Origin of the sequence: Mesorhizobium sp. M1006, assembly GCF_040318825.1 — a bacterium.
In the GTDB taxonomy this organism is placed as follows: domain Bacteria; phylum Pseudomonadota; class Alphaproteobacteria; order Rhizobiales; family Rhizobiaceae; genus Mesorhizobium.
In genome coordinates this window covers 169,249-194,011 of sequence record NZ_JAMYMZ010000006.1, presented here as the reverse complement: position 1 = coordinate 194,011, position 24,763 = coordinate 169,249, and the positions used below count along the sequence as shown (strand labels likewise).

The following is a 24,763-nucleotide window of genomic DNA, read 5'->3' as shown; positions in this document are numbered from 1 at the left end:
CTCCTCTCAGCGGTAGCCGGCGGCTTCGTCGTAGTTCTTGAAATCGACCAGCGTGCCAAGCATCTGGAGATAGGCGACGAGGGCATCCATTTCGGTGACCTGTTGCGGGTTGCCGTCGAAGTCGCCGATCTTGGCTTTGGGGTAGCGGGCCTCGAGGCCGGATGTGTCGGCGTTGGGATCGGCTTGCGTCATCAAATCGGCATTGGCGTGGGCGATCATGTCGTCGGAGTAGGGGACGCCAACGCGCCTGTTGGCGACCAGATGCGTCGAGAAATCCTTCACGTCGATCGGCGTGTCTTTTAGAAATGCGTAGCTCGGCATGATCGATTCCGGCACGACCGAACGCGGATCCGTGAGGTGATCGACATGCCACGCATTCGAGTAGCGGTCGCCAACCCGGGCGAGGTCCGGTCCGGTGCGCTTCGATCCCCATTGGAAAGGATGATCGTACATCGACTCGGCCGCCAGGCTGTAGTGACCATAGCGCTCGACTTCGTCGCGGAATGGCCGGATCATCTGGCTATGGCAGAGGTAGCAGCCCTCGCGCACATAGATGTTGCGCCCCACCAGTTCGAGTGGCGAGTAAGGGCGCATGCCTTCCACCTTCTCGATCGTGTTGTCGAGATAGAAGAGCGGTGCGATCTCGACGATGCCGCCGACCGTCACCACAAGAAGAGAGCCAACGAGAAGAAGCGTAGCGTTCTTCTCGATGATCGCGTGTTTGTCCATCAAGCCCATTGTCTGGCTCCTTATTCGGCAGGCTGAAGGGCGGGAACAGCGCCGGGCATCGGCTCCTCCTCGCGCTGGTAGCCGAGGATGGTCATGGCGATGTTCCAGGCCATGATCAGGGCGCCGGAGAGGTACATGGCCCCGCCGATGGCGCGCATGACATAGTAGGGGTGCATGGCGGCCACGGTTTCGGCAAAGGAGTAGACCAGGAAGCCCTGCTCGTCGTATTCGCGCCACATCAGGCCCTGCATGATGCCAGACACCCACATGACGGCCGCGTAGACGACGATGCCGAGCGTCGCCAGCCAGAAGTGCCAGGTGACCAGCCGCAGCGAGTAGAGCCGTTGGCGGTTCCAAAGCTTCGGCACCATGTAATAGATCGCGCCGAACGAGATCATCCCGACCCAGCCGAGCGCACCGGAGTGCACGTGACCTATGGTCCAGTCGGTATAGTGCGACAGCGAATTGACCGCCTTGATCGACATCATCGGGCCCTCGAAGGTCGACATGCCGTAGAAGGCGATGGCCATCACCATCATGCGGATAATGGGATCTGTGCGTAGCTTGTCCCAGGCGCCCGACAGCGTCATCAGGCCGTTGATCATGCCGCCCCATGACGGCATCCACAGCATGATCGAAAACACCATGCCGAGCGTCTGCGCCCAATCGGGCAGGGCGGTGTAGTGCAGGTGATGCGGACCGGCCCAGATGTAGAGGAAGATGATCGCCCAGAAGTGGATGATCGACAGGCGGTAGGAATAGACCGGCCGGTTCGCCTGCTTGGGCACGAAGTAATACATCATGCCGAGGAAGCCGGCGGTGAGGAAAAAGCCGACGGCGTTGTGGCCGTACCACCATTGGGTCAGGGCGTCCTGGACGCCGGAAAAGGCGGAGTAGCTCTTGGAACCCAGGAATGAGGCCGGCATCGACAGGTTGTTGACCACATGCAGCATCGCGATGGTGACGATGAAGGAGAGGTAAAACCAGTTGGCGACGTAGATGTGCGGCTCCTTGCGCTTCAGGATCGTGCCGAGGAACAGGATGAGATAGGCGACCCAGACGATGGTCAGCCAGACGTCTACATACCATTCGGGCTCGGCGTATTCGCGGCTCTCGGTGATGCCGAGCAGGTAGCCGGTCGCGGCCATGACGATGAAGAGCTGGTAGCCCCAGAACACGAACCAGCTGAGATCGCCGCCGAACAGCCGAGCGCGGCAGGTGCGCTGGACGACATACAGGGACGTGCAGAGCAGCGCATTGCCGCCGAAGGCGAAGACGACGCCCGACGTATGCAATGGCCGTAAACGGCCGAAGTTAAACCAGGGCTGAATGTTGAGATCGGGGTAGGCAAGTTGCAGCGCAATGACGACGCCGACCAGCATGCCGACGACACCCCAGAACATGGTGGCGATGGCGCCATAGCGGATTGGCCCATCCATGTAGGCGCACGGGTCGATCGGAGCAGCTACTTCGAAATTCGTGTTGCGAATGAGGATGGCGACAAAGCCGAGCAGCACAAAAAACAGGACCCACATATGCTGCCGGAATGGCTCGTCCACACCGAACCCGGCTGCCACAAGGGCCGCAAATGTGAACAGGCCCAAGGCGAAGATTTGCGTGCCGAACTTCATGAGATGTCCCCGACCTCGGATTGGGATGCGCGGATACCAATCCGCTTGACACCAATTCCGCAGTCGCGGTGCGCCCGCCTTGATCCATGTCAAAGCTCAGCCCTTTCGGATTGGGCAGCGTGGCCCTTGCAAACGACCGGAGGCCGCCGTTGAACCGGAAGAAATGGCAGGGATCGCCGCTGTTCGACGAAGGCGATGAAAATCCCATACCAGCTGGTCGATCCAGCAGAGAAGCGGTTCCGGCTGCCGTTATGAGGCGCGCGCACAGGGAAAAGCTGCAGCTCTGCGATGCTTTGGAGACAATTGCAGATGCCTTGCCCAGGGTCGACCGTCTGAAGTGCCTCGGCACGGCCAACGCGATCATTCCGCTGCTGCGCGACATTCATCGATACGAAGAGACGGTCATCTTCCCCGCCTATGAGGAGGCCACGGCAGGCAGCAACGCGAACCTTGCCTCAACCAGGCGCTTGCGGGCCGAACATGTCGAAGATGAATGCTTTGCCGGCGAGGTGACCGAAACGCTGCTGGCCATCGGTCACGGCGAGACGGTCCAGAACCCCGAAGCCATCGGTTTCATGTTGCGCGGCCTGTTCGAGAGCTTGCGCCGGCACATCGCGTTTGAACGCGAGCACGTCCTGCCGATGATCGGGATCGTCGATTGATCCTAGACGCCAGAGCGTCGTTGCAGCCGGGTCAAGTTGTCGACGGTGACTTCCCGATTGTTCTCGATCCGGATAACTCCATCTGATCGCAGCCGGGTTAGCTGCCGGCTCACTGTCTCGATCGTCAGGCCAAGGAAATCGGCGATATCGGCGCGCGTCAACGGCAGATCGAAACTTGTCGACTGAGCGGCCGGATCGAGCGTGGGATCGATGTTTCTGGCAATCATCAGCAGAAAGCTCGCCACTTTTTCCGCAGCGGTCTTGCGGCCCAGCGTGACCATCCAGTCGCGTGCCTCGTCGAGTTCGTTCAGCGTCTGCTTGAGCAGGCGGTGCTCGAGTTCTGGCGACTCTCTCATCATCCTTTCGACGGACGCCCTTGGAAACGAACACAGGGAAACGGACGTTGCGGCTTCGGCGTTGATTGCGCTTTCCACCTTGAAGGGCCGCCCCAGAAAATCGGGGGCGAACTGGAGGCCGACAATCTGCTGGCGTCCGTCCGACAGGCTCTTTGTCAGCTTCACCACGCCGGAAAGCACGTTCGAATAACTGTCGACGGTCTCGGTGTCACCAATCAGTTCTGCGCCCGGTTCAACGGTATGCTTCGACGAGGTTCTGGCCAGGCCAACCAGTTGATCGGGATCGAGCGCACCGCATACACCGTGGTGGCGCGCTTCGCATGATTGGCAAAGCACGGGAACGCCGGCGCTGTGTACATCCTGACGCACTGTCACCACGATGGTCCTAGAAATCCGAAGATGCCAGCAGGATACAGCATCCGCCCGAGAAAGCCTTGCGGCAGTTTGTCCGCAGCAAGATGGCATTGACCGAAATCAAGGCCGCCGGCGTCCAATGTGAGCAATGTCGCGACATGCAAAGTGGAGCGGATAGAGACATGCGGTCACAATTAGTAGCCAGACTTGGTGAGAACGTGCCGCGCTATACAAGCTACCCAACAGCGCCGCATTTTCATGCAGGCGTTGATGCTGCAATTTGTCGTGGCTGGCTGCAGGCGCTCAACGATGGCGATGAGATCTCGCTCTATCTGCACATCCCGTATTGCGACAAGCTTTGCTGGTTCTGCGCTTGCCATACCAAGCAGACACGCCACTACGAACCAGTGACCACATATCTGCGCTCACTGCATGCCGAGATCGCCACCGTCTCCAGTCTTGTCGCAGGCAAGGGCCGCGTGCGTGCCGTCCATTTCGGCGGCGGTTCGCCGACGATGCTCAAACCGGAGGATCTGGTGGCGCTGGGAACCGTCCTGCGCAACAGCTTCACATTTTTCCCCGGTGCAAAGATCAGCGTCGAGATCGAACCCAACGATATGGACGACGCCCGCCTCGATGCACTTACCGAAATCGGCATGACAAGGGCGAGCCTCGGCGTCCAGGATTTCGACCCGAAGGTGCAGAAAGCGATCAACCGCGAGCAGAGCTTTTTGCAGACCAAGACGGTTGTTGATGGCGTTCGTTCGCGCGGCGTCGAATCGGTCAATCTGGACCTGCTCTATGGCTTGCCGCACCAGACCAGGGAGAGTGTCTCCTCCACCGTCGCGCAGGCACTGACCCTGGAACCGGATCGGATCGCGCTTTTTGGCTACGCCCATGTGCCGTGGTTCAAGAAACATCAGACGATGATCGACGAGGCGTGGCTGCCAGGGCCAGAGGAGCGATTTGCTCAATCGCAATTGGCGGCGCGGGCGATCGTGGACCAGGGATACGAAGCAATCGGGCTCGATCATTTCGCCAAACCGGGCGATGCCCTCGCGCTTGCCGCCCGCGCCGGAACACTGCACCGGAACTTTCAGGGCTATACCGAGGATCGCTGCGAGACCTTGATCGGCCTTGGTCCGTCATCCATCAGCCAGTTTCGCCAGGGCTATGCACAGAATATGCCTTCGACCGCCGAGTATGGACGTATGGTTGCTGATGGCGGGCTGGCCGCTGTTCGGGGTATCGCGCTTTCCGACGACGACCGTGTTCGCGGCTGGATCATCGAGCGATTGATGTGTGACTTCGCCTTCTCGGCGATTGAGCTGGTGGAGCGCTTTGGCGAAGCCGGCCAAAGACTTCTCCTCGAGGCGAGTTCCACGGCTCTTGATGGTCCTGCGCGGTTGCTTGAACTTGATGGTGACCGCTTCGTCGTGCCTGCGGAAAGCCGGCCCTTTGTCAGGAGCATCGCGGCAAAGTTCGACAAATATTTCGAAACCGGCAAGGCCAGGCATTCGGTAGCGGTCTGAGCATCGGCTGCAGTCGGTTGGGAAGGCTACCTCCCGATCTGAACAGCGCAGATCTTCGACCGTGTCAGGAATCGCTTCTCCCGTCCGTTATCGAGGGAGAACATGCCGCCGCGGCCAGGCACTACGTCGATGATGAGATCGGTATGCTTCCACACCTCGAATTGCGAAGCCCCGATATAGAAGGGTGCGTCGCCGATGTGGCCGAGCAACACATCCTGATCGCCGACGATGAAGTCAGCACGCGGATAGCACATCGGCGAAGACCCGTCGCAGCAGCCGCCCGATTGATGAAACAGCACTGGTCCGTGCTCGGCAACAATCTCCGCGATCAGTTCAAGCGTTTCCGGCGTCGCCGTGACTTTTGCATGCATAGTCTAATCCGGTTTCCAGCCATTATGGGCGCGGCCCCGCGCGGGGCCGCGCCTGTGGGGCAAAGAGGTGATCAGAAGAAGCCGAGCCTCTTCGGGCTATAGCTGACCAGCATGTTCTTGGTCTGCTGATAGTGGTCGAGCATCATCTTGTGTGTCTCGCGGCCGATGCCAGACTGCTTGTAGCCGCCGAAGGCCGCATGCGCGGGATAGGCGTGGTAGCAGTTGGTCCAGACGCGGCCGGCCTGGATCGCACGGCCGAAACGATAGGCACGGTTGCCATCGCGGGTCCAGACCCCGGCCCCGAGGCCGTAAAGCGTGTCGTTGGCAATGCTGAGCGCTTCGTCATCGTCCTTGAAGGTCGTGACAGAAACCACCGGCCCGAAGATCTCCTCCTGGAAGATGCGCATTTTGTTGTGTCCCTTGAACACGGTCGGCTTGACGTAATAGCCGCTCGCCAGATCACCAGGCAGAACATTGCGGGCGCCACCGGTCAGCACCTCCGCGCCTTCCTGGCGGCCGATGTCGATATAGGACAGGATCTTCTCCAACTGCTCGGACGAGGCCTGGGCGCCAATCATCGTCGCCGGATCGAGCGGATCGCCCTGCACGATCGCCTCGACGCGCTTCAGCGCGCGTTCCATGAACGTATCGTAGATCGATTCATGGATGAGCGCGCGGCTCGGGCAGGTACAGACCTCGCCCTGGTTTAGCGCAAACATGACGAAGCCTTCGATCGCCTTGTCGAAGAAATCGTCGTCCTCGGCGACAACATCCTTGAAGAAGATGTTTGGCGATTTGCCGCCCAATTCCAGTGTTACGGGGATAAGGTTCTGGCTGGCATATTGCATGATCAGCCGGCCCGTCGTGGTCTCGCCGGTAAAGGCGATCTTGGCAATGCGCGGCGACGACGCGAGTGGCTTGCCCGCCTCGAGACCAAAGCCGTTGACGATGTTGAGCACGCCCGGCGGCAGCAGATCGCCAATAAGGTCGGCCCACAGCAGGATGGCAGCCGGGGTCTGCTCGGCAGGCTTCAGCACGACGCAGTTTCCCGCGGCGAGCGCGGGAGCAAGCTTCCAGCATGCCATCAGCAGCGGAAAATTCCAGGGGATGATCTGGCCAACCACCCCGAGCGGCTCATGGAAATGATAGGCGACGGTGTCGTCGTCGATCTGGGAAAGGCTCCCTTCCTGGCCGCGCACGGCGCCCGCGAAATAGCGGAAATGGTCGATGGCCAAGGGCAGGTCGGCGGCGGTTGTTTCACGGATCGGCTTGCCGTTGTCCCATGTTTCAGCGCATGCGAGGAGATCGAGGTTCTCCTCCATGCGATCGGCGATGCGGTTGAGGATGAGTGACCGCTCAGCAACGCTGGTGCGCCCCCAGGCGTCCTTGGCGGCATGTGCCGCGTCCAAGGCCACCTCGATGTCCTGGGCATCCGAGCGCGCCACCTCGCAAAGTAGCTGACCGTTCACCGGCGAGAAGTTCTCGAAGTAGCGGCCGGCGCGGGGCTCGGCCCATTTCCCGCCGATGAAATTGCCGTAGCGCTTGTCGAAGGGCGCCTTGACCGAGCGTGAGAATTCAACCTTGTTCATGCGTATTCCTCCCAAAGCTGACGTCGCGGGATGCGACGCTTCGGAAGAGACTTGCGATTTCCGCCTGTGGTTGTCACCGTACCGGTCACAGTGGTCGGAGGCGATGTGTCGCAGAATTGCGACAGTCAGATCGAAAGGTCAGTGCGTCCGGTGAACATCAAGGCGGTTGAGTTTGCGGTGAAGCGTCGCGCGGCTAATCCCAAGTGCCTGAGCCGCAGCGGAGACATTTCCGTCTGCCCGTGCCAGCGCTCGCTGCAGAGCTGCGCGCTCTGCCTCAGCGAGAATTTTGGAGTCACTCTCGGCCCAGCCGAGCAGATCGGCGGCGGGCATTGGTTTGTCGAGGCACTGCTGCGTAATGCCAAGTGCCAGGCGGGCCGAACGGGTCGCGCCGACCACGAGCTCGTCGGCATCGACGGCGATGAGCGCGCCGGAGCCTTTGTCGCTCACCGGCGCCAGCAGAATTCGCGCCTTCGGGAATGCCATCCTGAAGTTCTCCGCCTCGATCCGCCGCGCCGCGTCGATCACGGCGATCGAAATGAGATTGGCGAAGGCCTCGATCAGGTCAGCCCGGCAGGAAGACACGTCAAGAGCAGCCACAAGATTCCCCTCGTGATCGTGGATCGGGGCGGTGGTGCAACTGAGTACCGTGTTGCGCGTATGGAAATGTTGGTCACGGTGAATTGTCAGCGCGCGCCCTTCGACAAGACAGGTGCCAATTCCGTTGGTGCCCTGGCTTTCCTCATTCCAGACCGAGCCAGTCCACAAACCCCAGGAATGAAACGTCTTGTCGTCTACGGGCGCGCCGCGCCGTTCGATTGGCACGCCGTCACGATCGGCGAGTAGGACGCAGCATCCGACGCCGCCTACCGCAAGATAGAGACGATCGAGACTTGATTGCGCGGCGTTGACGAGAGGTTCGATGCGTTGCCGGGCCTGCCCCAGTTCGGCCTCGGTCAGATAATGTGGAGGGCTGCGGTCAGCTGGATCGAGCCGATGCAAATTGGAAGACCGGCGCCAGGACGCAACCAACGCCGACGTCGCCGCAGCGTCCGAAGCAATCGCCGCTTGAATGCGGTCAGCATGATGACCGTATAGTTTTTCGCCCATACTCATCCTCCCGAAACTGATTTCTTTCCTCCGATTAGCACGTAGTCAATTCGCCGAAAGAAGCAGAAGGCAAGTCGCTCTTGCCTAAGCACCCATCGAGAAAGCCTACCAACAGTAATGCCACGCAATCATTGATCCGGAGCAAGTCTGCGCATCGGTTGGTCAGAAATGCTCACCGGCCTTGAACGGTCCGATACGGGTGCCGGCTGCGATCAGGTAGGCGGTCGACCAGCCGATGAGCAAGAACCCGTTCACGCCCTCCAGCGCCGCCAGGACACGCCACGCATGAGCTGGCACGATGTCGCCATAGCCGACCGTCGAGAAGGTGATGGTGGAAAAGTACAACGCCGTTTCGAAATCGGCGAAGATATCGAGCAACCGGTATAGCCCGGCCCAGAGCCACACCTCCGCGGTCATGACGGCAAAGAGGCCCATCACCACGCTGATTATCGCCACGATGCGGCTGCGGCGCCCGTGCATGCGAAAGCGGGAGACAAGATATCCCATCGCATGTGTGACGGCGATAAGGCCAAAGGTGTGAACCAGCACCGTCAGGCTTATGACGATCGTGCCGATGAGCAGATTTAGAATCATGGGTGACCCTACCGGTCGGAATCGCGACACTGTTTGCGCCAGATCAAATCTGCAGTTCGCGGTTGTTGCTCTGGCCTTTCGGCCGGGTTTCGCATCCCCATGCTCGACATGCAGGCCGGGTTCGCGGGCGTGGCGTGGAGGCAGATCGCTACGCCATGGGTATCTCGGGTATGCGAGCTCGCGGCAAACCCCTACGAGATCATGCGGTGCAATACGGGAAAGAGCCTGATTTTGTTGCCGACGTCGCGGCCAATCTTCCACATGGTCATCAGGTCTTCTGGGAACGCCTTCATGAGATGTTCCGTTTCGGGGTCCTTCGGGCGCCAGTATGACCGGCACACGGTTGTGGAACGTCACCATGGGCGGATTCGGCGGCGGAATGCGCGAGAGCCGCGTCTTGTCGCGCAGCAGCCCTTCAAAGCCTTCCTCAGCGAAGCGCTCCTGCCAGCGCCAGACACAGGTTGCCGGTCCGCCGCATGATTTCGACCGTACCGATACCATCGGCGCTCAACGGCACGATCTCGGCGCGCCAGACATGCTTCTGCGGACTGTTGCGGTCGCTGACCAGCCAGGCGCCGATGATCAGAAGGCGAGACGGTGAGAGATGTTCCAGTGCGCATGCGCCAGATTCGCAGGCGGAAACCACTAGGAACAATCTATTGACTAAGAACTCTGACTAGTAAAGAGTTCGTTCTCAGCGTGGCCGACAGAGAACATAAGCGTTCTTGCGTCGCCGTTGGAACAACGTCGTCCCCCGGGTTGAGCCGCCAAGTCATGCCGAAGCGCACAACAGGCCGGTACGAAAGCGTGACCGCAGGCGGCGAGAAGGTTGGTGCCTTCGTCCCCTTCGATCTGCCGCCGGTGCGGCCGGTGCTTGTCATCGACACCAAGCTCGAACGCCGCCTTGGGCAAGCCGAGCAGGCGCTTGTCCGACTCGATCTGGCGGGCGAGATGGTGCCTTCGCTCGACTGGTTCATCTACGCCTTCGTGCGCAAGGAAGCGGTGATCTCGTCTCAGATCGAGGGCACGCAAGCATCGCTCGTCGACCTTCTCGCTTTTGAAGCCGAGGAACAGCCCCAACCCAATGCCGATGTCGAGGAGGTGACAAACTACCTTGACGCCCTTGCCTACGCGCGCAACCAGCTCGCGTCGAAGCGTGGTCTGCCGCTTTCCCTGCGGCTCTTGAACGAAGCACACAAGCGGTTGATGCGCGGCGTGCGCGGCGGAAGCAGGCAGCCCGGAGAAATCCGCCGCAGCCAGAACTGGATTGGCGGAAGCCGTCCCGGGAACGCGGCTTATGTTCCGCCGCCTTCCGAGAAACTCCCTCAGCTTCTCAGCTCTTTAGAGAAATACATCCACGCCGACGACCAGCTGCCGAAGCTAGTGCGGACGGGTCTCTTGCATGCCCAGTTCGAAACCATTCACCCCTATCTCGATGGCAATGGGCGGATCGGGCGCCTGATGATCGCCCTCCTGCTGGAACACTGGGGACTCTTGAGGGCTCCGCTTCTCTATCTCAGCCTCTTCTTCAAGCGTCATCGCGAGGAATACTACCGGCGCCTCAATCGCGTGCGGCTAGAGGGCGACTGGGAGGGCTGGATCGATTTTTTTCTCGATGGCATCGCCACGATCGCCGATGAAGCTGTCGGCTCGGCGCGTGAATTGTTCAACCTCGTCAGCGCGGATCGCACGCGGCTGCTGGGTGTCGAATCCGTATCCGTTTCAGCTCTTCGATTGTTCGAGCGGCTTCCGCGGCATCCGATCGTGACCGTCGCATCGGCGATGAAGCTGCTCGACACGAGCAAACCGACCGCAGCCCGCGCCATCGAGGTGCTGGCCGAAATCGGTATCCTCGTGGAAACGACAGGAAAGAAGCGCGACCGCAGTTTCGGCTATCGCGCCTATATGGAACGTCTGCGAACCGGAACGGAACTGGACTTCAGCCGATGAGCGGCCGGCGGCGGATCACTCAACCCTATAGCCGAGCGTCCGATATCCCGTTCGCCGTTTTGCTGCCATGCGTGCCAGCACCGGGACCATCTCATCAACATAGTCGAAGACGATGACGGTCAGCCAGGTCATGTAGTCTTCGGGCGCCAGTATGACCGGCACACGGTTGTGGAAAGTCGCCATGAGCGGATTCGGCTCACAGGTCAGCACCGTGAAGCGGATGTTGTCGCCGATAGCGGGGTCGCGCCAATTCTCCCAGAGCGCCGCCAAAGCGAACGGCTCGCCCGACTTCATGGCAATGGCATACGCACAGCGCTCTCTGGGGGCGCGTTCCGGCTATGGCTTTTTGTCCGCGGAAAGGGCCGTTGTGCTTTGTGGCAGGGTCTTCACTTCGGTTTCGCGCAAGAGCCCGTCGAGCGTCAGCAGCGGCGCGCGCATTGTCATGGCATAGGCGTAGTGAAAGCAATCGAAATTGCTGAAGTAGCGTTGCCAATTCCGTGTTTTTCGGCAACCGCGACGGCATAGGACAGTACCCGCAGCGGCGATCCTGGCTCGCGAAGCGCGATTCTTCTGCTTCCAGCCATTTGACCACGACCGCCCCGGCGGCGCTGTACGGGGAATTCAGCTGGTCCGGCCAGGATAGAACAATAATCGCCTCCCACGCGGCGAGCGTCGATGTGAAGGGGGAGGGCGCTTCCAGCAAGGCGGCTTCGTAGCTATCGGCCGTGTCCTCGCCAGCCATCATCGACACGATGGCACAGGCATCCACGAACCTTATTCGTCGCCCTGCAGATCGTGATCCAGGTCGTGATAGGCTTCTTGTGGGACCGGCTTTCGATCAGGTTGGAAAGACAGGCCATGTTTTGCCAGAATCTTCTGTGCGGTCTCGCGCGGCCGCTCCTTTTTCATCCGGTTTCGGATTGTCTCACGGAGAGCGGATATCACCGCTTCGGTGATATTGGTGCGGTCGAGGCGGGCAAGCTCCCGCGCCAATTTGTCAGCTTCGTCGTTTCGGATGTTCAAGGTCATATGTGTAGCTCCAATCGCGTATCCATCATTACGCGTCGTGTAGCTTTTTTCAGTGCTCGGTCGTTACGGCGCGGGGCGGCGTAATATTCGACGCTGCGGACATAGTAAATTCGTTTCAGCCGGCGCACCGTCATTGCCTGCCGTTGCTCGGCCGAAGGATGTTCGCAGCTGATGACGACCGTATCTTGTCGCGGGCACGTCTCACCATCGGGCGGTGAGCGATCCCAATCTGTTGGATGCCTTCAACCGCGATGCCGCCGTGCAGAAACGGACCGTGCCTGAAGCTGCAGAGGCAGCGACAGCCCTGTGGGGAAGGACAGCCGCAACCGCAATCGCCTGGTGCGCCGTGTCGGCGTATTGCTACGGGCGGATACGGGAGTACCGGTTCTGGTTTCGGGTATTCGCCTATCTTTGCCGAAGTGGGAGCAGAGTCGGAGAAGGTTCGTCCAGGCTTTTCCCGATAGGGAAATCATGTTCGACGAGGGAGCTGCCTGCTTGTCGAGAGAACGCCGGACCGAAGTCAGCCCGTCAAGGCCAGAGCCGCATCGCTATGGCGCGTGCTGCGCCAGCCTTGACCGGCAGTCTTCGGCCCGGCGGCCGCTTTGGACGCAGGCAAACTCCGGTACGAGCCGTACCGCTCTACCCCTCGGGGTACGTTACTCCGGCAATTCATCTCCCTTGATCGGCGCCTTCCCTTTGCCCGCCCGCTTCAGGATGTGCAGCGCCTTGGGGATGTCTGCACGGGCAGCGCGTTCCTGAAAGTAGCTTTCCGTGCGCAGCGCCGAAAGCTTCTCAGCGACTGCCACATTAATGAACTGGTTGAGCGGCACGCCCTCGCTCTCCGCCACTTTGCGCGCCTCATCCAGAAGCGAGAGCTGAAGCCGCAGTGCGAAATTGCTTCTCCTCATGTCTTTCTCTCCAATCGTCTCAGCGCCTCGCCCGGCGACAGGACCAAGATACCGAAGCGCTCGGCCACTTTGCCGAAGTCGCGTAGGTTGAACTTCACTATAGCATCCGCCCGTCCGTTTACCGCCGCTTCCAGCACCATGTCGTCGTCCGGGTCGCGCACGGCGGGTCGCCAGAGGAAGACAAGGCGAACCGGCTCCGCGACGGCCGCCACGGCATCTAGCAACGCATTCACATCCTCGGCCGACAGGCCGGAAGCCTCAAGGTGCTCAGGCCTTGTCATGACCGCCTCGTACTCGATCATCAACGGCACCGAAGCGATGAGCGTCAGCCGGCGCTCCAAAGCCGCCACCAACAGTTGGCGCGAGGCACCAGCGTCACTTCGGATCGCCGCCACCATGGTCGCCGTATCGAGAAGCAGTCTCATGCAGGCATATTGGATATCGCGTGCGATATTGCAAGAGGACTGAGCTTTTCGTAAATTGCCTGGCTTGGGAATTCCAAATCGCAGTGCTCAAGTATTTGCACGCCACACTACGACAGCGCGGCAACTGAACTTGTCTTGCCGATCATCACGCCGCTCAATGCCCTCGATCTATACAGAAGAGCGGGCATGCCATGGTGGACGAGGCCAAACCTGGGAACGACAAGATTACAGGGCTGACATGTCGGCACGAGATATGGTTGAACGAGCCGTCCTGTCGATCGCCCGTTTGTTCGGTCGGCGGGTTGCTCGGGAGCATTTCGAGGAATTGCAGGCGGCCAACGATAACAAGCTTCATCCTCTTGAGAAAACACCTTCAGAAGGGGAGGATGGGGACGGCGGCGGACAATAGCAACGAGAGGAAGAGGAGCGGTTCATGACCCGTGTCGCGCTGTATGCCCGTCACTCATCCGACAACCAGCGCGAAGCCTCTATCGAGGATCAGCTGCGGCTTTGCCGAGAGCACGCGGCCAGGGAGAAGTGGACTGTCGTTGGGACCTATGCCGACGCCGCCGTATCCGGCTCAAGCATCATCCGTCGACCAGACATCCAGCGGCTTCTCGCCAACGCTCAAAGCGGGCAATTTGAGATTGTTCCAACCGAGGCACTCGATCGCCTATCACGCGACCAGGAAGACGTAGCCGGCCTCTTCAAGCGACTTCACTTTGCCGGTGTCAAAATCGTCACTCTCTCCGAGGGCACCGTAGACGAACTGCACTTGGGCCTCAAAGGAACGATGAACGCGTTGTTCCTGTAAGCCTCTCGATGCTTCAACTGAAAGGACAGTCTTCCATCTTTCTCGGACCTTTGCCGACGGTCGCCGGTCAAGAAGTTGTGACCCGAAGGCGACATTTGTCTGGACCGTCGGTAGGTCTCGTCAGGGTGGAAACGGAAGTTCGACGCGAACCCAAGAGAGAGCTCGCCGGCTGTTCACAGCTGCTCTACGGGCTCGGTCCTCGGACAAGCCGGCCAGAGAACTATCCTTCCAGAAGCGACACGGGATCAAGGGGCGCGTCGCCTGGCCGGACGTGACGCGCAGGAGAGGGCATCTTTGCAGCCGCGACGATCACTCCGGCACGCCGGCAATACCCAACGCTTCGACGTAGTGCTCGGCGAACACCTTGTCCCGCCACGGGTTGATCTGCCTCTGCAGGCCGAGCGTGTAGGTCGGGAACGCCTCCATCAGCCGCTGCGCCGCCGCCTGCGCTTCGTCCGGCCGGTTGAGTTTGACCAGCGCCATGATCACCACCCGGTGCGAGGAGCCGTAATTCGGCATCTCGCGCAGCGCTCGTTCTCCCCAAGCCAGCGCTTCCTCGTAGCGTTCGAGCATCAGGTAGCTCATCCCGATGCCGGAGAGCGCGATGCCCTTCTCGGGGTCGACCGGACTCAGCCGCATCGCCCTGTGGAAGTGCTCGATCGCGACGAGGGGGTGGCCGGAATGGGCGTTCACCCAGCCGCTGCCCGTATGGCCCTGCGCCGAATTGGGGTTGAGGAGCAGGGACCGTACGATCGTGTCCAGCGCCGTCTCGTAATCCTTGGCGCTGTAGGCGATCACCTGCGCGGCGAAACGCAAGCTTGTCGGGTCGTCTCGCGCGTCCGCCAGCACCTCGCGGGCCATGCGCACGGCGACGCGGATATCGTCGGGCTCGTGCCAGCACTGACTCACCGACAGGCTGCGGATATAGGCACCGAGTGCCTTCGCCAGGGTGAAGTCTGGGTCGATGCTGAGCGCCTCGTTGGTGAGCCGGCGCACGTCGGCGAAGCCTTCGCGCGTCATGCTGTAGAAGCGCGGCAGCGCACGAAGGTAGAGGTCGTAGGCACCGATGTAGTCAGTCGGCTTCATGCGCGCCTGCTTGATCTCCTGCAGCCGGATGCTCGGTTCGACAGCGCCGACGACGCTCTCGGTCACCTTGTCCTGCAGGTCGAAGATGTCGCTCACGTCGCCCTCGAAGCGGTCGGCCCAGACATGGTGTCCGCTGATCGCGTCCACCAACTGCCCACTGATGCGCACCCGCGATCCTGCTCTGCGGATGCTGCCTTCGAGCACGTAGCGGACGCCCAGCTCGCGCCCGACCTGGCGCAGGTCCACCGCCCGGCCCTTGTAGGTGAAGGACGAGTTGCGGGCGATCACGAAGAAGGAGTTCACCCGGCTCAATCCCGTGATGATGTCCTCCACCAGCCCGTCGGCGAAGTATTCCTGGTCGGGATCGCCGCTCATGTTGGTAAAAGGCAGAACCGCGATCGAGGGTTTCGCGGGCAGCGGAGGCGATGCAGCCACCGAGGCGCCGGCGTCGGTCTCGACGCGGTAGGCGCGCACAGGCCGCTCGATGTTCTTGAGGCGCAGATTGCCGAGCGGCGTGAAGCCGCAGTCGAGCTTGCCCTGAAGGTGGTCGTAGGCGGTGCCTGAGACGACCACGGTGCCGGGGTCGGCGATGCTGTCGAGGCGGGCTGCGATGTTGACCCCGTCGCCGTAGAGGTCGCCGTCCTCCTCGCAAACCACGTCGCCGAGATTGACGCCGATGCGGAAGCGAATCCGCTCTTCCTCGGGCATCTCCGCCTCGTGTTCTGCCAGGGCCTGCTGGATCGCCATCGCCGAGGCCACCGCGTTGACGACGCTCGCGAACTCACACAGCATGCCGTCGCCGGTGAGCTTGACGATTCGACCCCGGTGCTCAGAGACCAGCGGTTCGAGCAGGTCCTTGCGGTAGATCTTCAGCCGCTCGAGCGTGCCGCGCTCGTCGCGCTCCGTCAGGCGCGAATAGCCGACCACGTCGCAAACCATGATCGCTGCGAGGTGGCGCTGCGTGTTCATTGCACCGCTCGGCCAAGCGCCTGCACGCGGGCCGCCCCGCGTCCATGTCCTGCCAACTTCCTGACTCCCCGTGTGCATGGTATCCATCTCTCCCAACCGCCGCCCGTCGCCGATAGAGAACGGAAAACGCAGCTTGACTTGGCTTCACGAGATTTCGCTATCCCGCTTGCGAGGCGTGGAGCGATCCAGTCGCCGCGCTAACAGCCAACCGGCGACACGCCCACGCTGCCTCTGGGGCGCTGACACGCCACTCCCACAAGGCCGGAGATATTTGCTGCCCTTGGTAACCGGTTGACGCCACCGTGGCGGTGCTTTTGTCACCGCGATGTAACGGCGAGATGCCCTACGAACGCGCGCATCGGGCATCACACCAGACGTTCGCGCTTTAGAGGTGGTGAGGTCGGAAAGTGGTGCTCTGTGCTCGTTGCCGCCGAGCGCCATCATCGACGGTGAGATCGTCGTATTGAACGAGACTGGCCTGTCTGACTTCGGAGCCTTGCGGAAAGCCATCACCCGACGCCAGCACGACCTCTATTCGTCGCCTTCGATCTTCTGCATCTCAATGGTCACGACCTGCGCGACATGGCGCTGGAGGACCGCCGCGAGATCCTTGCCGCGATGATCCCGGACGGTGGCCGTATCCAATTCAGCCAGGCGCTTCCCGGCGTTTCCACGTCCAGTTCAGCGGCGGCCTTTGCGAGGGCGATGCCGATGGCGAAACTGTCCGAACGCGACACGATACACGATGACTGGCGAGGTGACGCTTGTTCATGATGAAGGGACCGTCACGGTTCGGCTTCACGGCTACGACGTTCCGTGACGGCGCGCGGGGAACGCCTCGCCGAAATACCGGACCTCTCCACCGCGTCCGCCCTCGGCAATCGCAACAGCATGCTTGGCTTTCGACACATCGACACCGACGTAAAAAACGTTATCTTGCTCCATGGCTCGTCCTTTCTTCGCTTGGGGCTCGGCTCGGCACTCCCGAGCAACCCCCGTTTGCTTAACAGCTGCAAAGACTAAGGGCGGGCGGCCGCTCAGACCACGGTCATAACGTCTAATAGCCATCGCAACCTTACCCGCCAAATCGTCCTTGTTGCGCCAATATTGACGAGCTTCTTTTCATATAGCTTTCGGAATCTCTCGAGTTTCGCCTTTTTATCGAACTCGACCTTTTCCGCGGCCCACGTCTTGCGAGCACCGCCTTCGAGCAAAAACGCCACCGGTAGACACGCCTTGGGCGACGGCGTACTCGTACTCCTCTGGGTGTAGTTCTTACCCTTCAACTCTGAGCCGTACCGCTCTGCTACGATGAGTACGTAGTAGTCGCTGTCATCGACGCGCCGCTTGATGTAATCCCATTGAGTGTCGTCGCTGGCTTGGAATGCCTCCATCCCACAGGAATATGCCCGAGGTTAAGAACGGACTCGATGACCGACCGTCTTTCGTCCACCAAATCGGCGTAGGTCGAGCTGACGAAGATCTGGTATTTAACGTCCATGCGGCTTCACCCTTCGATCCCCCTTGTAAGTCTGCAAGCAGGCTGGGGATAACGCCGTGCCCGCATCAAGAAGCCGAGTCATGATTCTTGCAAGGGGTGAAGCGATCAAAGCCCGACCCGCGCGCTGGCACGCTAGGTTGCCCGGTTTGCCGGAAGGAATAATCACTTGCGGCCGAGGAGCATGAAACGTGCGGTGCCCCCCGCCGCAGCGACAGCCTCCGCTATTCCTTCTTGTCGACCAGCGCCCGTAGTGCCGAGACGTCATGCAGCAATAACCTGCTGCCGCGCTTTTCGATCAGGCCTCTCTTGGCGAGGTCGCTCATTTCGCGCGAGACCGCTTCCCTGTGCGTGCTCATCGTTGCCGCCAGCTCGGAATGCGTCGGTGCCGGGCTTATGGACACCTCGCCGTCCACGAGTGCGGCTTTCTCCGCCCGATGCAGGAGCTCGACGATCAGCCGTTTTCGCACGACCAGAGTGCTGTATTCGAATACCCGCTCGGTCATGCGCCGGAGCTGGGCAGACAGATGCTCAAGCAGCATCCAGGCAAAAGTCGGGTGGGTCATCACGATATCCCGGAATGCTGTGCCGGACAGCCGTGCAGCGCGAGTTGCCTCCAGCGCGACTACGCTGGCAGAGCGTGCAATCCCGTCAATGCCTCCGAGCTCCCCGAAAATGTCGCCCGGTTCGACATCGCGATACGCTATCTCCCTGCCGTCCGCTGAAACCAGTGTCACGCGAGCCCGTCCTTCCAGCAGGAAGAAGACATCGCGACCAGTGTCGCCGTGGGAAATGATGAGCTCGTTGTGTCGATAGCTGCGCTCGTGCCACCGTTTGGTCAGCGCGACGAGGTCGGCATCGCAAAGTCTTGAGATGAAGGCCAGAGAGCCTGTCACAACGGTCTCTTGTTCAATCAAGTGTACTTCACCTTACTCCCTATCCAAGGAAATTTGATGGCCGCAGGCCCCGCTTTCCGGGATGCAAACTGGGAGCGGATTTCGCCAATGTTTTCCCCGGTGTGGGAATTCCCACAGCCGAGCCTGGTTCGACTGTCATATCCTTGTTGCAACGTCAGGCCCGCCGGCTCGTGTGAAAGCCGGCGAAGGGAAAGGGAACAGTCATGAAATTCTTGGCTCCCGTGACAAAACTTGCTGCGGGGTTTCGCAAATTCGTCGCGCCGCGCTACCGCCCGGAGCTTTATTACATGCGTGGCCCGGGGCCAGCCACCGCCCGCCGTATGGGCACGCCGCGGCAAAACCAATCCATCGACCACTACGCCTAATTTGCCTCGCGGACGGCTGACGCTCTCGCCCGGAGTGCCGTTCGCGCCGTTCCGTACCGGTCAATTCAGATCAATGAAGGGACGATCTGATCATGGTTATAATTCATGCTGCCGCCATTGGTCCATTTCGCAGGTGGTTACGCCTCCGCGCCGAGCGAAAAGCTCTCTTGTCGGCAACGGACCAGTTGAGCCGTTTACCCGATGACGTCCTTGGCGACATCGGCATCTCACGTGACGAAATCATGTGCGATTTGCGAAGCCGCGCCATCCGTCATGCGGAGGCAGGCGCGGCCGGCACGACGATCGAGCGCACCAGGATCGCTTCGGCCTCGATCCCGAAACGGTTGGCCGCCGGCAGTGGCTACACCTCGGCCGAGATCCCCTTTGGCTGGTCCACGAGCGCGCGATCGAGCCTTACATCGGCTTCGACAAGCAGCGGCGCGCGGACGGGACCTTCGAACGGCACTACACCTGCGACCCCAAGGACTGAATGTTGACCGACGGGAGCTGGGGAGGATCTCAAAATGATCATGTCAGTTGTTAAGTCCCTCGCGCCTGTGACGCTCGGCACCGTGCTGATCGCAATCAGTCCGGCTTCATTGTCGGCTTCTGACGCTCAGGACCTTGCGTTCGCTCACGCTGACATGCCAATCAAACAGCTGAAAGACGTCTATTTGGATTGCGAGCGGGGAGGCCGCCGGTGCGCTGGGGACGGAAGACGTGATGTACTGTTCGATGCGTGAGTTCCGACTAGGCGCGCGATAGCAGTTTGCGCATAATCAACGATGCATGGCCTTCTGCACCGTGCGACGCGGCCCTGCGATCGACCACTTCGAACATGTTTGGACCGCGCACTTCGCCGATCAGCGCAGTAACCAACCCGCGGAGTTCCGCGAGCGACAGCCTTCAAACGAATCAGTCGGTGGTAGCGTCACGCATAGGGTGAATCACGAACGCGCTCGCCTGCAAACCCCTTCGCCCGGAAATCTGCCCCGGTTACGCGGTTCGCCAGCAGACTGAGAAGGAGCGGCTTCAGCCGATCGCCGATGCTTTTTGTTATCTTTGTGCTTAATGGCAGCTTTGCGCCCCGATTTCGGCCGTTCGACTATATCGTTCGAACTGCCGAAAGCTGTCGGGGCTCCGGCCCTCTCAAACCCTCCGCCGCCGTTGTCGCGCATGTGCCGCATGCCACCTGCCGTGCTTTCAGCGAGCGACCTTACCTCCAGTCCGGAACCTAGCAGTCGCCCAACTGGTTCAACCTTCCGCCACGGCTGGGCAGAGGAGGGCGTGCAAAACGGTAGGCGCGACTAAGAAACGGTCGCGGCTCGAGTCGGTAGAGGGATACCGCCGATACAGTGCTGTAACCGAGTTCGTTTGCTGACGGGACTTCTTAATCGGCGCAAATAGGTCCGACTCTAACCTCCGCAACCAGTTCCAGCATAAATCACTAATAGTCACGATCTGATCAAAGCCCCGCCGGAAAAAACGGCAAGGCATTTCCCACGGCAGGTTTGGCGAAGCGCGGAAGGGCACTCTGCCGCCCAGAGTAAGCGGCCTGCACGCGAGAGGGACCCTTTTCCAAGCGCGGTGTTCGAATCCCTCCCTCTCCGCCATACGACATTGTTTACGTTGATAAAAATACAAGAATAGATTGCGCGTCCGCCATAAAGCCCGCCAACCGAAAAAGGCGTATTCGCGGCACGTCAGCTTACGACACAAATATGCGGGGTTGATGCTTCGAGCTGGGAGATGGCAGAGATCAACTTCGGCTTCGCTAAGCGAAGTCGTGGGATTCATGCGACAGCGGAATTAGGATATGCGACGAGCACCCCGTGCCGGGTCAACCTCGCCGTCGGGAAGTACCGATCGGTGCGGAACCGAGCGGATTCACGCTTGTCGGCAGCGGACGGCGGCGGTGGCGGTCAGCATCCGAGCAGGCTCCCAAATAGCGAGACAAACGTCCAGAGCGGAGGGACTTCGCCAGCCTGAACGACCGCTCTCCTCGGCTTAGTCAAGCATACCTACGGAATGATGCGCCTGGCCGGTGACAAATGAATCTCTGCTGGCCTCCGATGATATGGGGAGGCGCTCGCAAATCGCGCCCTACGCGCGGGTTGATCGGTTGATCAACATCAAAGCTTGAATATGAGAAATGCGCTAACTGTGACGGCGGTGGTCACGGTGGCTCGAGTGTCAGCAGATGTGGTAAGGTTGAGTGTCGGCGAGTAGCAGAGGTCCAGCAACAATGACTTTGAGGCGAACCAGAGCTTACGGCGCATCCGGCTTGGTTCTAGCGGTTTGCACTGTGTTTGCTTGGCAGAACGCCACTGCTGCTCACAATTGCGACGCAGCCGCGACGCCTGGCGTCAATTGGCATGAGTGTGACAAGAAGCTTCTCATCCTAGAAGGACAAGACCTGAGCGGGGCGAACCTGTTCGGTGTTGATTTCACTTCGACCGACCTCAGGAACAGCAATCTCCTTGCGGCAAATCTTGAGAAGGCAACGCTTGTGCGTGCTTCCCTGGCCGACTCGACCGCCAAAGGCGCCCGGTTCGACAGAATCGAGGCCTACAGGACCGACTTCAGCCGTATGGACGCGCAGGGCGCTGTGTTTGCGAGCGCGGAAATACAGCGCTCGAATTTCCAGGGCGCCAATCTGACCAATGTTGATTTCACAAAGGCAGAATTGGGGCGTGCGCAGTTCCATGACGCCGATATCAGCGGTAGCCGCTTCTCGTTTGCCAATCTCGCACGGGCGGACTTCCGAGGAGCGACGTTCACCGCGCCGATAGACTTTGACCGCGCCTTTTTCTTTCTGACCCGTATCGAGGGCGTCGATCTTTCCAATTCGGCGGGTCTGTCCCAGTGGCAGCTCAACATGGCTTGCGGAGACGCCCGGACCGAGGTGCCTTCTGGCTTGACGAGGCCTGAAGATTGGCCCTGTCAATTCCAGCAGGAATAGTTGTCGGCAAGCGAACTGTGCAATGCTGCACCCGACAGGATTTGAACCTTTAACTTCTGCCTTCGCGAGAGGAACTCGCCATGGCTACCCTGTCGACCGATGCACCAATCTCTCCGCTTCGCCAGCGCATGCAGCACGACATGCTCATGCGTGGCCTGGGCTCCCATACCCAGCAGGACTACGTTCGTCACGTCCGGCGCTTCGCTGTGTTCCTTGGCCGCTCGCCCGACACTGCGACGGCTGAGGACATCCGTCGATTCCAGCTGCATCAGCATGAGAGCGGCGTCGGCTCTGCGACGATCAATGGCGCGGTCTCGGCACTGCCGTTCCTGTCCCTCGTGACGCTGAAGCGTCGGGATCTGGCGCGTGCGCTGGTGATCATGAGGTGTCAGCGCAAGCTGCCCGACGTGCTGAGCGTGGAGGAAGCGGCGCGGCTGCTCGAAGCCGCATCCAGCATCAAGGCATCAAGTACAAGGCGGCACTTGGCGTCGCCTATGGCGCGGGCCTGCGCGTGTCCGAAGTCGCGCAACTCAAGATCGACGACATCGACTCGACACGCATGCTTATCTGCGTCGAACAGGGCAAGGGACGCAGTGCCGCGCGACAATCAAGTTGAGAGCGCGTGTTGCCTTGATTGTCGCACGGCAAAGACGAGAGCCGCGTCCGTAAAGACCATTCGGCCCGCAACCTCGCCATGATCCGCCGCGGGGTGCTCAACATGCTCCGTCGCGAGCCTTCAAACTCGCTCAAGCGTAAGCGCCTCAAAGACCTCATGAACCCGACCTACCGCCAAGCCGTCCTTGCCGGTTAACGATTCATGATTTGGCCCTGCGTTGGCTTTCGTGTGCACTGTGTGTGCATTGAGAGATGTGATGTGGCCAAATGGCTTTCGGTCGCGGCGGCGCAATCGTAAAATAGGTTATGTCTGAGTAAGCGCCGTCTGACGAAATACTCAGTCTTTCCGACCGGGCATTGGACGGACTGAAGCAAAAAAAAGATAATGAAATGGATAAGATAGAGCGGCATCTTGCTCTTGCTCCTACGATGGACTGGATGAACGTGGCGATCAACATCTTTCGGATACATTCGTGATTGCGGCGCAGCAGCCGCCAAGGCTCAGATAACAGGACATCTGTTTAGAAAACAAAACATCAGATTTGATATCCGGCAGTCGACGTGCTTGCGGCTCGTAGCGGGCTTGCGAGGGCAAGCGTGTGGTCTGCTCTCGCAACCTTGGAGGGGATTGGCATCGTATCTTCAGAGGGAACGGGCAGGGCTCGTCTTTATCGGTTGAATGATCGCCATCCACTGGCGACATCACTGGAAGCCCTCTTTGAGCAGGAGGCGCTTAGGTATTCCAACATTCGCGCTTTAGTCACTGAGGCGGTCTCCGCAGTTCGGCCGAACGTGCTCGCGGCCTGGATTTACGGCAGCGTGGCGAGGGGCGAGGACCGTCCAGACAGCGATCTCGACATCGCAGTGGTTACGCAATCCGAAAAGCTAGAAAGCGCGCTCCAAGAGATCCGTGAGGCACTGGTGACCCACGGTGAAGAGCTTGGCTTCAATCCCTCGGTGGTGGGACTCACTCCGCAGGATGTGGCGAGGCTGTCGAGCACGGGAGACCCTTGGTGGGGCGGCGTCGAAGCAAATGCCCTGCTCGTCTTGGGTCCACGCCCGGACGAACTCGCAACAAAAACTCGCCAGAAGGCGTTGGCATGACCAGAAGAGGTGCGACGAAAGTAGTCGAGACAGGCTTTGGCGAGGAGCGATTGCGCATCGCCCGCTCATATTTGAAGGCTGCCCGTTTGGAGGTGCAATGTCTGAAACGGGTGACATCGGCAATCCGGCTATGTCGCAGATCGTGAATGCGGCAATAGCATACGCCGATGCGCTCACTGCCCGATTTGCAGGAACGATCAACCGCGCGGATCATGCGGCCGTGGTGAAAACCATGCGCGATGCGCTTGGAAATCGCCTTCCTGCAGCGCAGGCCAGCCGGTTGCGGAGCATTCTCCATGAGAAGGACGAAGCTCAATACGGAATCAGGGCAAAATCACTCCCCGAAGCCGAGAGCTTGCTCGACAAGTTGGAAAAGTTCGCGGAGTGGGCGGAAAAAGAACTGGAAGTCTGATCAGCAATGGAGGCGGCATGTCGCTTATGGCGACCTGAATGTTACTTCAGCAGTTTGATCAGCACTGTGAAAGCCGCGTCGATGTCAGCGCGAACCGCGGCCCGGACAGCTTCCGCGTTGCGATCTCGCAGCGCTGCAAACATCTGCTGATGGTGCTGGTTGGCGGTCGAATAGTTTCCAGAATCGTGCAGCATGTTGAAATAGGGACTGATCTGCAGCCACAGGTTCTCGATGATGTTGAGCATGTTTTCCGAACCCGCGGCTCGATAGATGGAGAAATGAAAGGCGTAGTTGGCCCTGAGGTAGGATTTGACGTCGCCGGCGGCATTGGCCTGTTCGAGTGCGTCCAGATGCTGGCGCAGCAGCGCCACGCTGGGATCGTCCATTCGCTCGGCCGCCCATGCGGCGGCGATCGCCTCGATCTCAAACCTGACGTTCCTGAGATCGATGAGTCGCGCGCGGCTTAATGCCGGTATCCCGATAGAACGGCCCGAAACCACCATCAATGCGTTGGCGGCGCTCAGACGCCGCAGTGCCTCGCGAACCGGCATGGGGCTGACGCCGAAAGCGTCTGCGAGGCTCTGCACCGTCACCATTTCACCTGGAACGATACTGCCGTCGAGGATCAACTCGGTGACGTGCCGGTAAACCCTGTCCTGCAGGGTTTCCCGGGACAGCGGCGTGATCTCGACGCCTGGCTTCCTGAATGCCGCCCCAGCCATCTGTGCCTACCTTTCCCCAAACGGCGACGCTCTTGTCCTACCCGGCGCCTGTGCCCGGAATG

At 60.3% G+C, this 24,763-nt stretch carries 24 protein-coding genes and 6 pseudogenes; 14 read left to right on the top strand and 16 right to left on the bottom strand.

Annotated features, from left to right (window positions below):
* Positions 1-6: 6 nt before the first annotated feature.
* Together ccoO and ccoN are read right to left on the bottom strand one after the other, a co-directional pair.
* Entirely contained in the window at positions 7-738 is a 732-nt protein-coding gene (gene ccoO / locus NKH60_RS08150; RefSeq protein ID WP_352871778.1) for a cytochrome-c oxidase, cbb3-type subunit II, read from the bottom strand.
* Positions 739-749: 11 nt separating this feature from the next.
* Complete coding sequence (gene ccoN / locus NKH60_RS08145; RefSeq protein ID WP_352871776.1) at positions 750-2,360, bottom strand: cytochrome-c oxidase, cbb3-type subunit I; 1,611 nt, start codon at positions 2,358-2,360, stop codon at positions 750-752.
* Positions 2,361-2,611: 251 nt separating this feature from the next.
* Here ccoN and NKH60_RS08140 point away from each other — a divergent pair, with 251 nt between their 5' ends.
* The gene (locus NKH60_RS08140; RefSeq protein ID WP_352871898.1) at positions 2,612-3,022 is read left to right on the top strand and encodes a hemerythrin domain-containing protein; all 411 of its coding nucleotides are present in this window, start codon (positions 2,612-2,614) and stop codon (positions 3,020-3,022) included.
* Positions 3,023-3,024: 2 nt separating this feature from the next.
* On the opposite strand, the gene NKH60_RS08135 is transcribed toward NKH60_RS08140, so the two are convergent.
* Positions 3,025-3,753, bottom strand: a complete 729-nt coding sequence (locus NKH60_RS08135; RefSeq protein WP_352871774.1) for a Crp/Fnr family transcriptional regulator — start codon at positions 3,751-3,753, stop codon at positions 3,025-3,027.
* Positions 3,754-3,914: 161 nt separating this feature from the next.
* On the opposite strand from NKH60_RS08135, the gene hemN reads away from it, so the two are divergent.
* Entirely contained in the window at positions 3,915-5,264 is a 1,350-nt protein-coding gene (hemN, locus tag NKH60_RS08130) for an oxygen-independent coproporphyrinogen III oxidase (RefSeq protein ID WP_352871773.1), read from the top strand.
* A 26-nt stretch (positions 5,265-5,290) separates the two neighbouring features.
* Here hemN and NKH60_RS08125 read toward each other — a convergent pair whose 3' ends face one another.
* The 5 genes and pseudogenes from NKH60_RS08125 to NKH60_RS08105 all read right to left on the bottom strand — a co-directional run.
* Entirely contained in the window at positions 5,291-5,635 is a 345-nt protein-coding gene (locus tag NKH60_RS08125) for a DUF779 domain-containing protein (RefSeq protein ID WP_352871771.1), read from the bottom strand.
* A 71-nt stretch (positions 5,636-5,706) separates the two neighbouring features.
* Positions 5,707-7,224 (bottom strand): aldehyde dehydrogenase, encoded by a 1,518-nt coding sequence (gene adh, locus NKH60_RS08120; RefSeq protein ID WP_352871769.1) that lies wholly within the window; start codon positions 7,222-7,224, stop codon positions 5,707-5,709.
* 138 nt (positions 7,225-7,362) lie between these two features.
* Entirely contained in the window at positions 7,363-8,331 is a 969-nt protein-coding gene (locus tag NKH60_RS08115) for a GAF domain-containing protein (protein WP_352473156.1), read from the bottom strand.
* A gap of 162 nt (positions 8,332-8,493) precedes the next feature.
* On the bottom strand, positions 8,494-8,748 hold the full coding sequence (locus NKH60_RS08110) for a potassium channel family protein (protein WP_352871896.1): 255 nt from the start codon (positions 8,746-8,748) through the stop codon (positions 8,494-8,496).
* 540 nt (positions 8,749-9,288) lie between these two features.
* Positions 9,289-9,545: pseudogene (locus NKH60_RS08105) on the bottom strand (helix-turn-helix domain-containing protein); the annotation flags it as partial.
* A gap of 154 nt (positions 9,546-9,699) precedes the next feature.
* Between NKH60_RS08105 and NKH60_RS08100 the strand changes: the two are divergent.
* Positions 9,700-10,875, top strand: coding sequence for a Fic family protein (locus tag NKH60_RS08100; protein WP_352686122.1), 1,176 nt, complete (start codon positions 9,700-9,702; stop codon positions 10,873-10,875).
* 15 nt (positions 10,876-10,890) lie between these two features.
* Here NKH60_RS08100 and NKH60_RS08095 read toward each other — a convergent pair.
* Together NKH60_RS08095 and NKH60_RS08090 are read right to left on the bottom strand one after the other, a co-directional pair.
* Positions 10,891-11,184, bottom strand: a pseudogene (locus NKH60_RS08095) (SOS response-associated peptidase family protein); the annotation flags it as partial.
* A 465-nt stretch (positions 11,185-11,649) separates the two neighbouring features.
* Positions 11,650-11,904 carry a type II toxin-antitoxin system VapB family antitoxin gene (locus tag NKH60_RS08090; RefSeq protein WP_352503673.1) on the bottom strand — a complete coding sequence of 85 codons (255 nt, stop codon included), beginning with the start codon at positions 11,902-11,904 and terminating at the stop codon, positions 11,650-11,652.
* Positions 11,905-12,118: 214 nt separating this feature from the next.
* On the opposite strand from NKH60_RS08090, the gene NKH60_RS35125 reads away from it, so the two are divergent.
* Positions 12,119-12,586: a Y4oE-related protein gene (locus NKH60_RS35125; RefSeq protein WP_502907737.1), complete on the top strand. Its 468-nt coding sequence runs from the start codon at positions 12,119-12,121 to the stop codon at positions 12,584-12,586.
* Here NKH60_RS35125 and NKH60_RS08085 read toward each other — a convergent pair.
* Both NKH60_RS08085 and NKH60_RS08080 read right to left on the bottom strand, forming a co-directional pair.
* The gene (locus NKH60_RS08085; RefSeq protein WP_352474558.1) at positions 12,561-12,812 is read right to left on the bottom strand and encodes a toxin-antitoxin system HicB family antitoxin; all 252 of its coding nucleotides are present in this window, start codon (positions 12,810-12,812) and stop codon (positions 12,561-12,563) included. The two genes, NKH60_RS35125 and NKH60_RS08085, sit on opposite strands and share 26 nt — an antisense overlap.
* Entirely contained in the window at positions 12,809-13,237 is a 429-nt protein-coding gene (locus tag NKH60_RS08080; RefSeq protein ID WP_352871765.1) for a putative toxin-antitoxin system toxin component, PIN family, read from the bottom strand. The genes NKH60_RS08085 and NKH60_RS08080 overlap by 4 nt, the downstream gene beginning before the upstream one ends.
* Before the next feature lie 433 nt (positions 13,238-13,670).
* On the opposite strand from NKH60_RS08080, the pseudogene NKH60_RS08075 reads away from it, so the two are divergent.
* A pseudogene (locus NKH60_RS08075) lies at positions 13,671-14,048 on the top strand (recombinase family protein); the annotation flags it as partial.
* Between the two features lie 312 nt (positions 14,049-14,360).
* Here the strand turns inward: NKH60_RS08075 and NKH60_RS08070 are convergent.
* Positions 14,361-16,106, bottom strand: coding sequence for an adenylate/guanylate cyclase domain-containing protein (locus tag NKH60_RS08070; protein ID WP_352832212.1), 1,746 nt, complete (start codon positions 16,104-16,106; stop codon positions 14,361-14,363).
* Between the two features lie 433 nt (positions 16,107-16,539).
* Here NKH60_RS08070 and NKH60_RS08065 point away from each other — a divergent pair.
* Positions 16,540-16,772: pseudogene (locus NKH60_RS08065) on the top strand (ATP-dependent DNA ligase); the annotation flags it as partial.
* A 371-nt stretch (positions 16,773-17,143) separates the two neighbouring features.
* Here the strand turns inward: NKH60_RS08065 and NKH60_RS08060 are convergent.
* Positions 17,144-17,607 (bottom strand): annotated as a pseudogene (locus tag NKH60_RS08060) (DUF4062 domain-containing protein).
* Positions 17,608-17,828: 221 nt separating this feature from the next.
* A complete protein-coding gene (locus NKH60_RS08055; RefSeq protein ID WP_352871763.1) occupies positions 17,829-18,500 on the bottom strand; it encodes a Crp/Fnr family transcriptional regulator in 672 nt (223 codons plus the stop codon).
* A gap of 224 nt (positions 18,501-18,724) precedes the next feature.
* On the opposite strand from NKH60_RS08055, the gene NKH60_RS08050 reads away from it, so the two are divergent.
* From NKH60_RS08050 to NKH60_RS08015, 8 genes and pseudogenes are all read left to right on the top strand, one after another.
* A complete protein-coding gene (locus NKH60_RS08050) occupies positions 18,725-18,886 on the top strand; it encodes a hypothetical protein (RefSeq protein WP_167522729.1) in 162 nt (53 codons plus the stop codon).
* Between the two features lie 244 nt (positions 18,887-19,130).
* On the top strand, positions 19,131-19,376 hold the full coding sequence (locus NKH60_RS08045) for a hypothetical protein (RefSeq protein ID WP_352542936.1): 246 nt from the start codon (positions 19,131-19,133) through the stop codon (positions 19,374-19,376).
* A gap of 34 nt (positions 19,377-19,410) precedes the next feature.
* Positions 19,411-19,629 (top strand): hypothetical protein, encoded by a 219-nt coding sequence (locus NKH60_RS08040; protein ID WP_352542932.1) that lies wholly within the window; start codon positions 19,411-19,413, stop codon positions 19,627-19,629.
* A 1,502-nt stretch (positions 19,630-21,131) separates the two neighbouring features.
* Complete coding sequence (locus NKH60_RS08035) at positions 21,132-21,848, top strand: pentapeptide repeat-containing protein (protein ID WP_352871760.1); 717 nt, start codon at positions 21,132-21,134, stop codon at positions 21,846-21,848.
* An 80-nt stretch (positions 21,849-21,928) separates the two neighbouring features.
* Positions 21,929-22,123 (top strand): annotated as a pseudogene (locus NKH60_RS08030) (phage integrase N-terminal SAM-like domain-containing protein); the annotation flags it as partial.
* A gap of 110 nt (positions 22,124-22,233) precedes the next feature.
* Entirely contained in the window at positions 22,234-22,464 is a 231-nt protein-coding gene (locus NKH60_RS08025; protein ID WP_352542561.1) for a tyrosine-type recombinase/integrase, read from the top strand.
* 596 nt (positions 22,465-23,060) lie between these two features.
* Positions 23,061-23,567, top strand: a complete 507-nt coding sequence (locus NKH60_RS08020) for a nucleotidyltransferase domain-containing protein (protein WP_352871758.1) — start codon at positions 23,061-23,063, stop codon at positions 23,565-23,567.
* A 97-nt stretch (positions 23,568-23,664) separates the two neighbouring features.
* Positions 23,665-23,979 carry a hypothetical protein gene (locus tag NKH60_RS08015; protein WP_352871757.1) on the top strand — a complete coding sequence of 105 codons (315 nt, stop codon included), beginning with the start codon at positions 23,665-23,667 and terminating at the stop codon, positions 23,977-23,979.
* Between the two features lie 41 nt (positions 23,980-24,020).
* On the opposite strand, the gene NKH60_RS08010 is transcribed toward NKH60_RS08015, so the two are convergent.
* Positions 24,021-24,701 (bottom strand): GntR family transcriptional regulator, encoded by a 681-nt coding sequence (locus NKH60_RS08010; RefSeq protein ID WP_352473177.1) that lies wholly within the window; start codon positions 24,699-24,701, stop codon positions 24,021-24,023.
* Positions 24,702-24,763 lie beyond the last annotated feature (62 nt).

Excerpts from the sequence above, each read along its gene's own strand:
- ccoO (WP_352871778.1), bottom strand. The coding sequence starts at position 738 with ATGGGCTTGATGGACAAACACGCGATCATCGAGAAGAACGCTACGCTT.
- ccoN (WP_352871776.1), bottom strand. The coding sequence starts at position 2,360 with ATGAAGTTCGGCACGCAAATCTTCGCCTTGGGCCTGTTCACATTTGCG.
- NKH60_RS08140 (WP_352871898.1), top strand. The coding sequence starts at position 2,612 with ATGAGGCGCGCGCACAGGGAAAAGCTGCAGCTCTGCGATGCTTTGGAG.
- hemN (WP_352871773.1), top strand. The coding sequence starts at position 3,915 with ATGCGGTCACAATTAGTAGCCAGACTTGGTGAGAACGTGCCGCGCTAT.
- NKH60_RS08125 (WP_352871771.1), bottom strand. The coding sequence starts at position 5,635 with ATGCATGCAAAAGTCACGGCGACGCCGGAAACGCTTGAACTGATCGCG.
- adh (WP_352871769.1), bottom strand. The coding sequence starts at position 7,224 with ATGAACAAGGTTGAATTCTCACGCTCGGTCAAGGCGCCCTTCGACAAG.
- NKH60_RS08115 (WP_352473156.1), bottom strand. The coding sequence starts at position 8,331 with ATGGGCGAAAAACTATACGGTCATCATGCTGACCGCATTCAAGCGGCG.
- NKH60_RS08110 (WP_352871896.1), bottom strand. The coding sequence starts at position 8,748 with ATGACCGCGGAGGTGTGGCTCTGGGCCGGGCTATACCGGTTGCTCGAT.
- NKH60_RS08100 (WP_352686122.1), top strand. The coding sequence starts at position 9,700 with ATGCCGAAGCGCACAACAGGCCGGTACGAAAGCGTGACCGCAGGCGGC.
- NKH60_RS08090 (WP_352503673.1), bottom strand. The coding sequence starts at position 11,904 with ATGACCTTGAACATCCGAAACGACGAAGCTGACAAATTGGCGCGGGAG.
- NKH60_RS08085 (WP_352474558.1), bottom strand. The coding sequence starts at position 12,812 with ATGAGGAGAAGCAATTTCGCACTGCGGCTTCAGCTCTCGCTTCTGGAT.
- NKH60_RS08080 (WP_352871765.1), bottom strand. The coding sequence starts at position 13,237 with ATGAGACTGCTTCTCGATACGGCGACCATGGTGGCGGCGATCCGAAGT.
- NKH60_RS08070 (WP_352832212.1), bottom strand. The coding sequence starts at position 16,106 with ATGAACACGCAGCGCCACCTCGCAGCGATCATGGTTTGCGACGTGGTC.
- NKH60_RS08050 (WP_167522729.1), top strand. The coding sequence starts at position 18,725 with ATGAAATTCTTGGCTCCCGTGACAAAACTTGCTGCGGGGTTTCGCAAA.
- NKH60_RS08040 (WP_352542932.1), top strand. The coding sequence starts at position 19,411 with ATGATCATGTCAGTTGTTAAGTCCCTCGCGCCTGTGACGCTCGGCACC.
- NKH60_RS08035 (WP_352871760.1), top strand. The coding sequence starts at position 21,132 with ATGACTTTGAGGCGAACCAGAGCTTACGGCGCATCCGGCTTGGTTCTA.
- NKH60_RS08015 (WP_352871757.1), top strand. The coding sequence starts at position 23,665 with ATGTCTGAAACGGGTGACATCGGCAATCCGGCTATGTCGCAGATCGTG.
- NKH60_RS08010 (WP_352473177.1), bottom strand. The coding sequence starts at position 24,701 with ATGGCTGGGGCGGCATTCAGGAAGCCAGGCGTCGAGATCACGCCGCTG.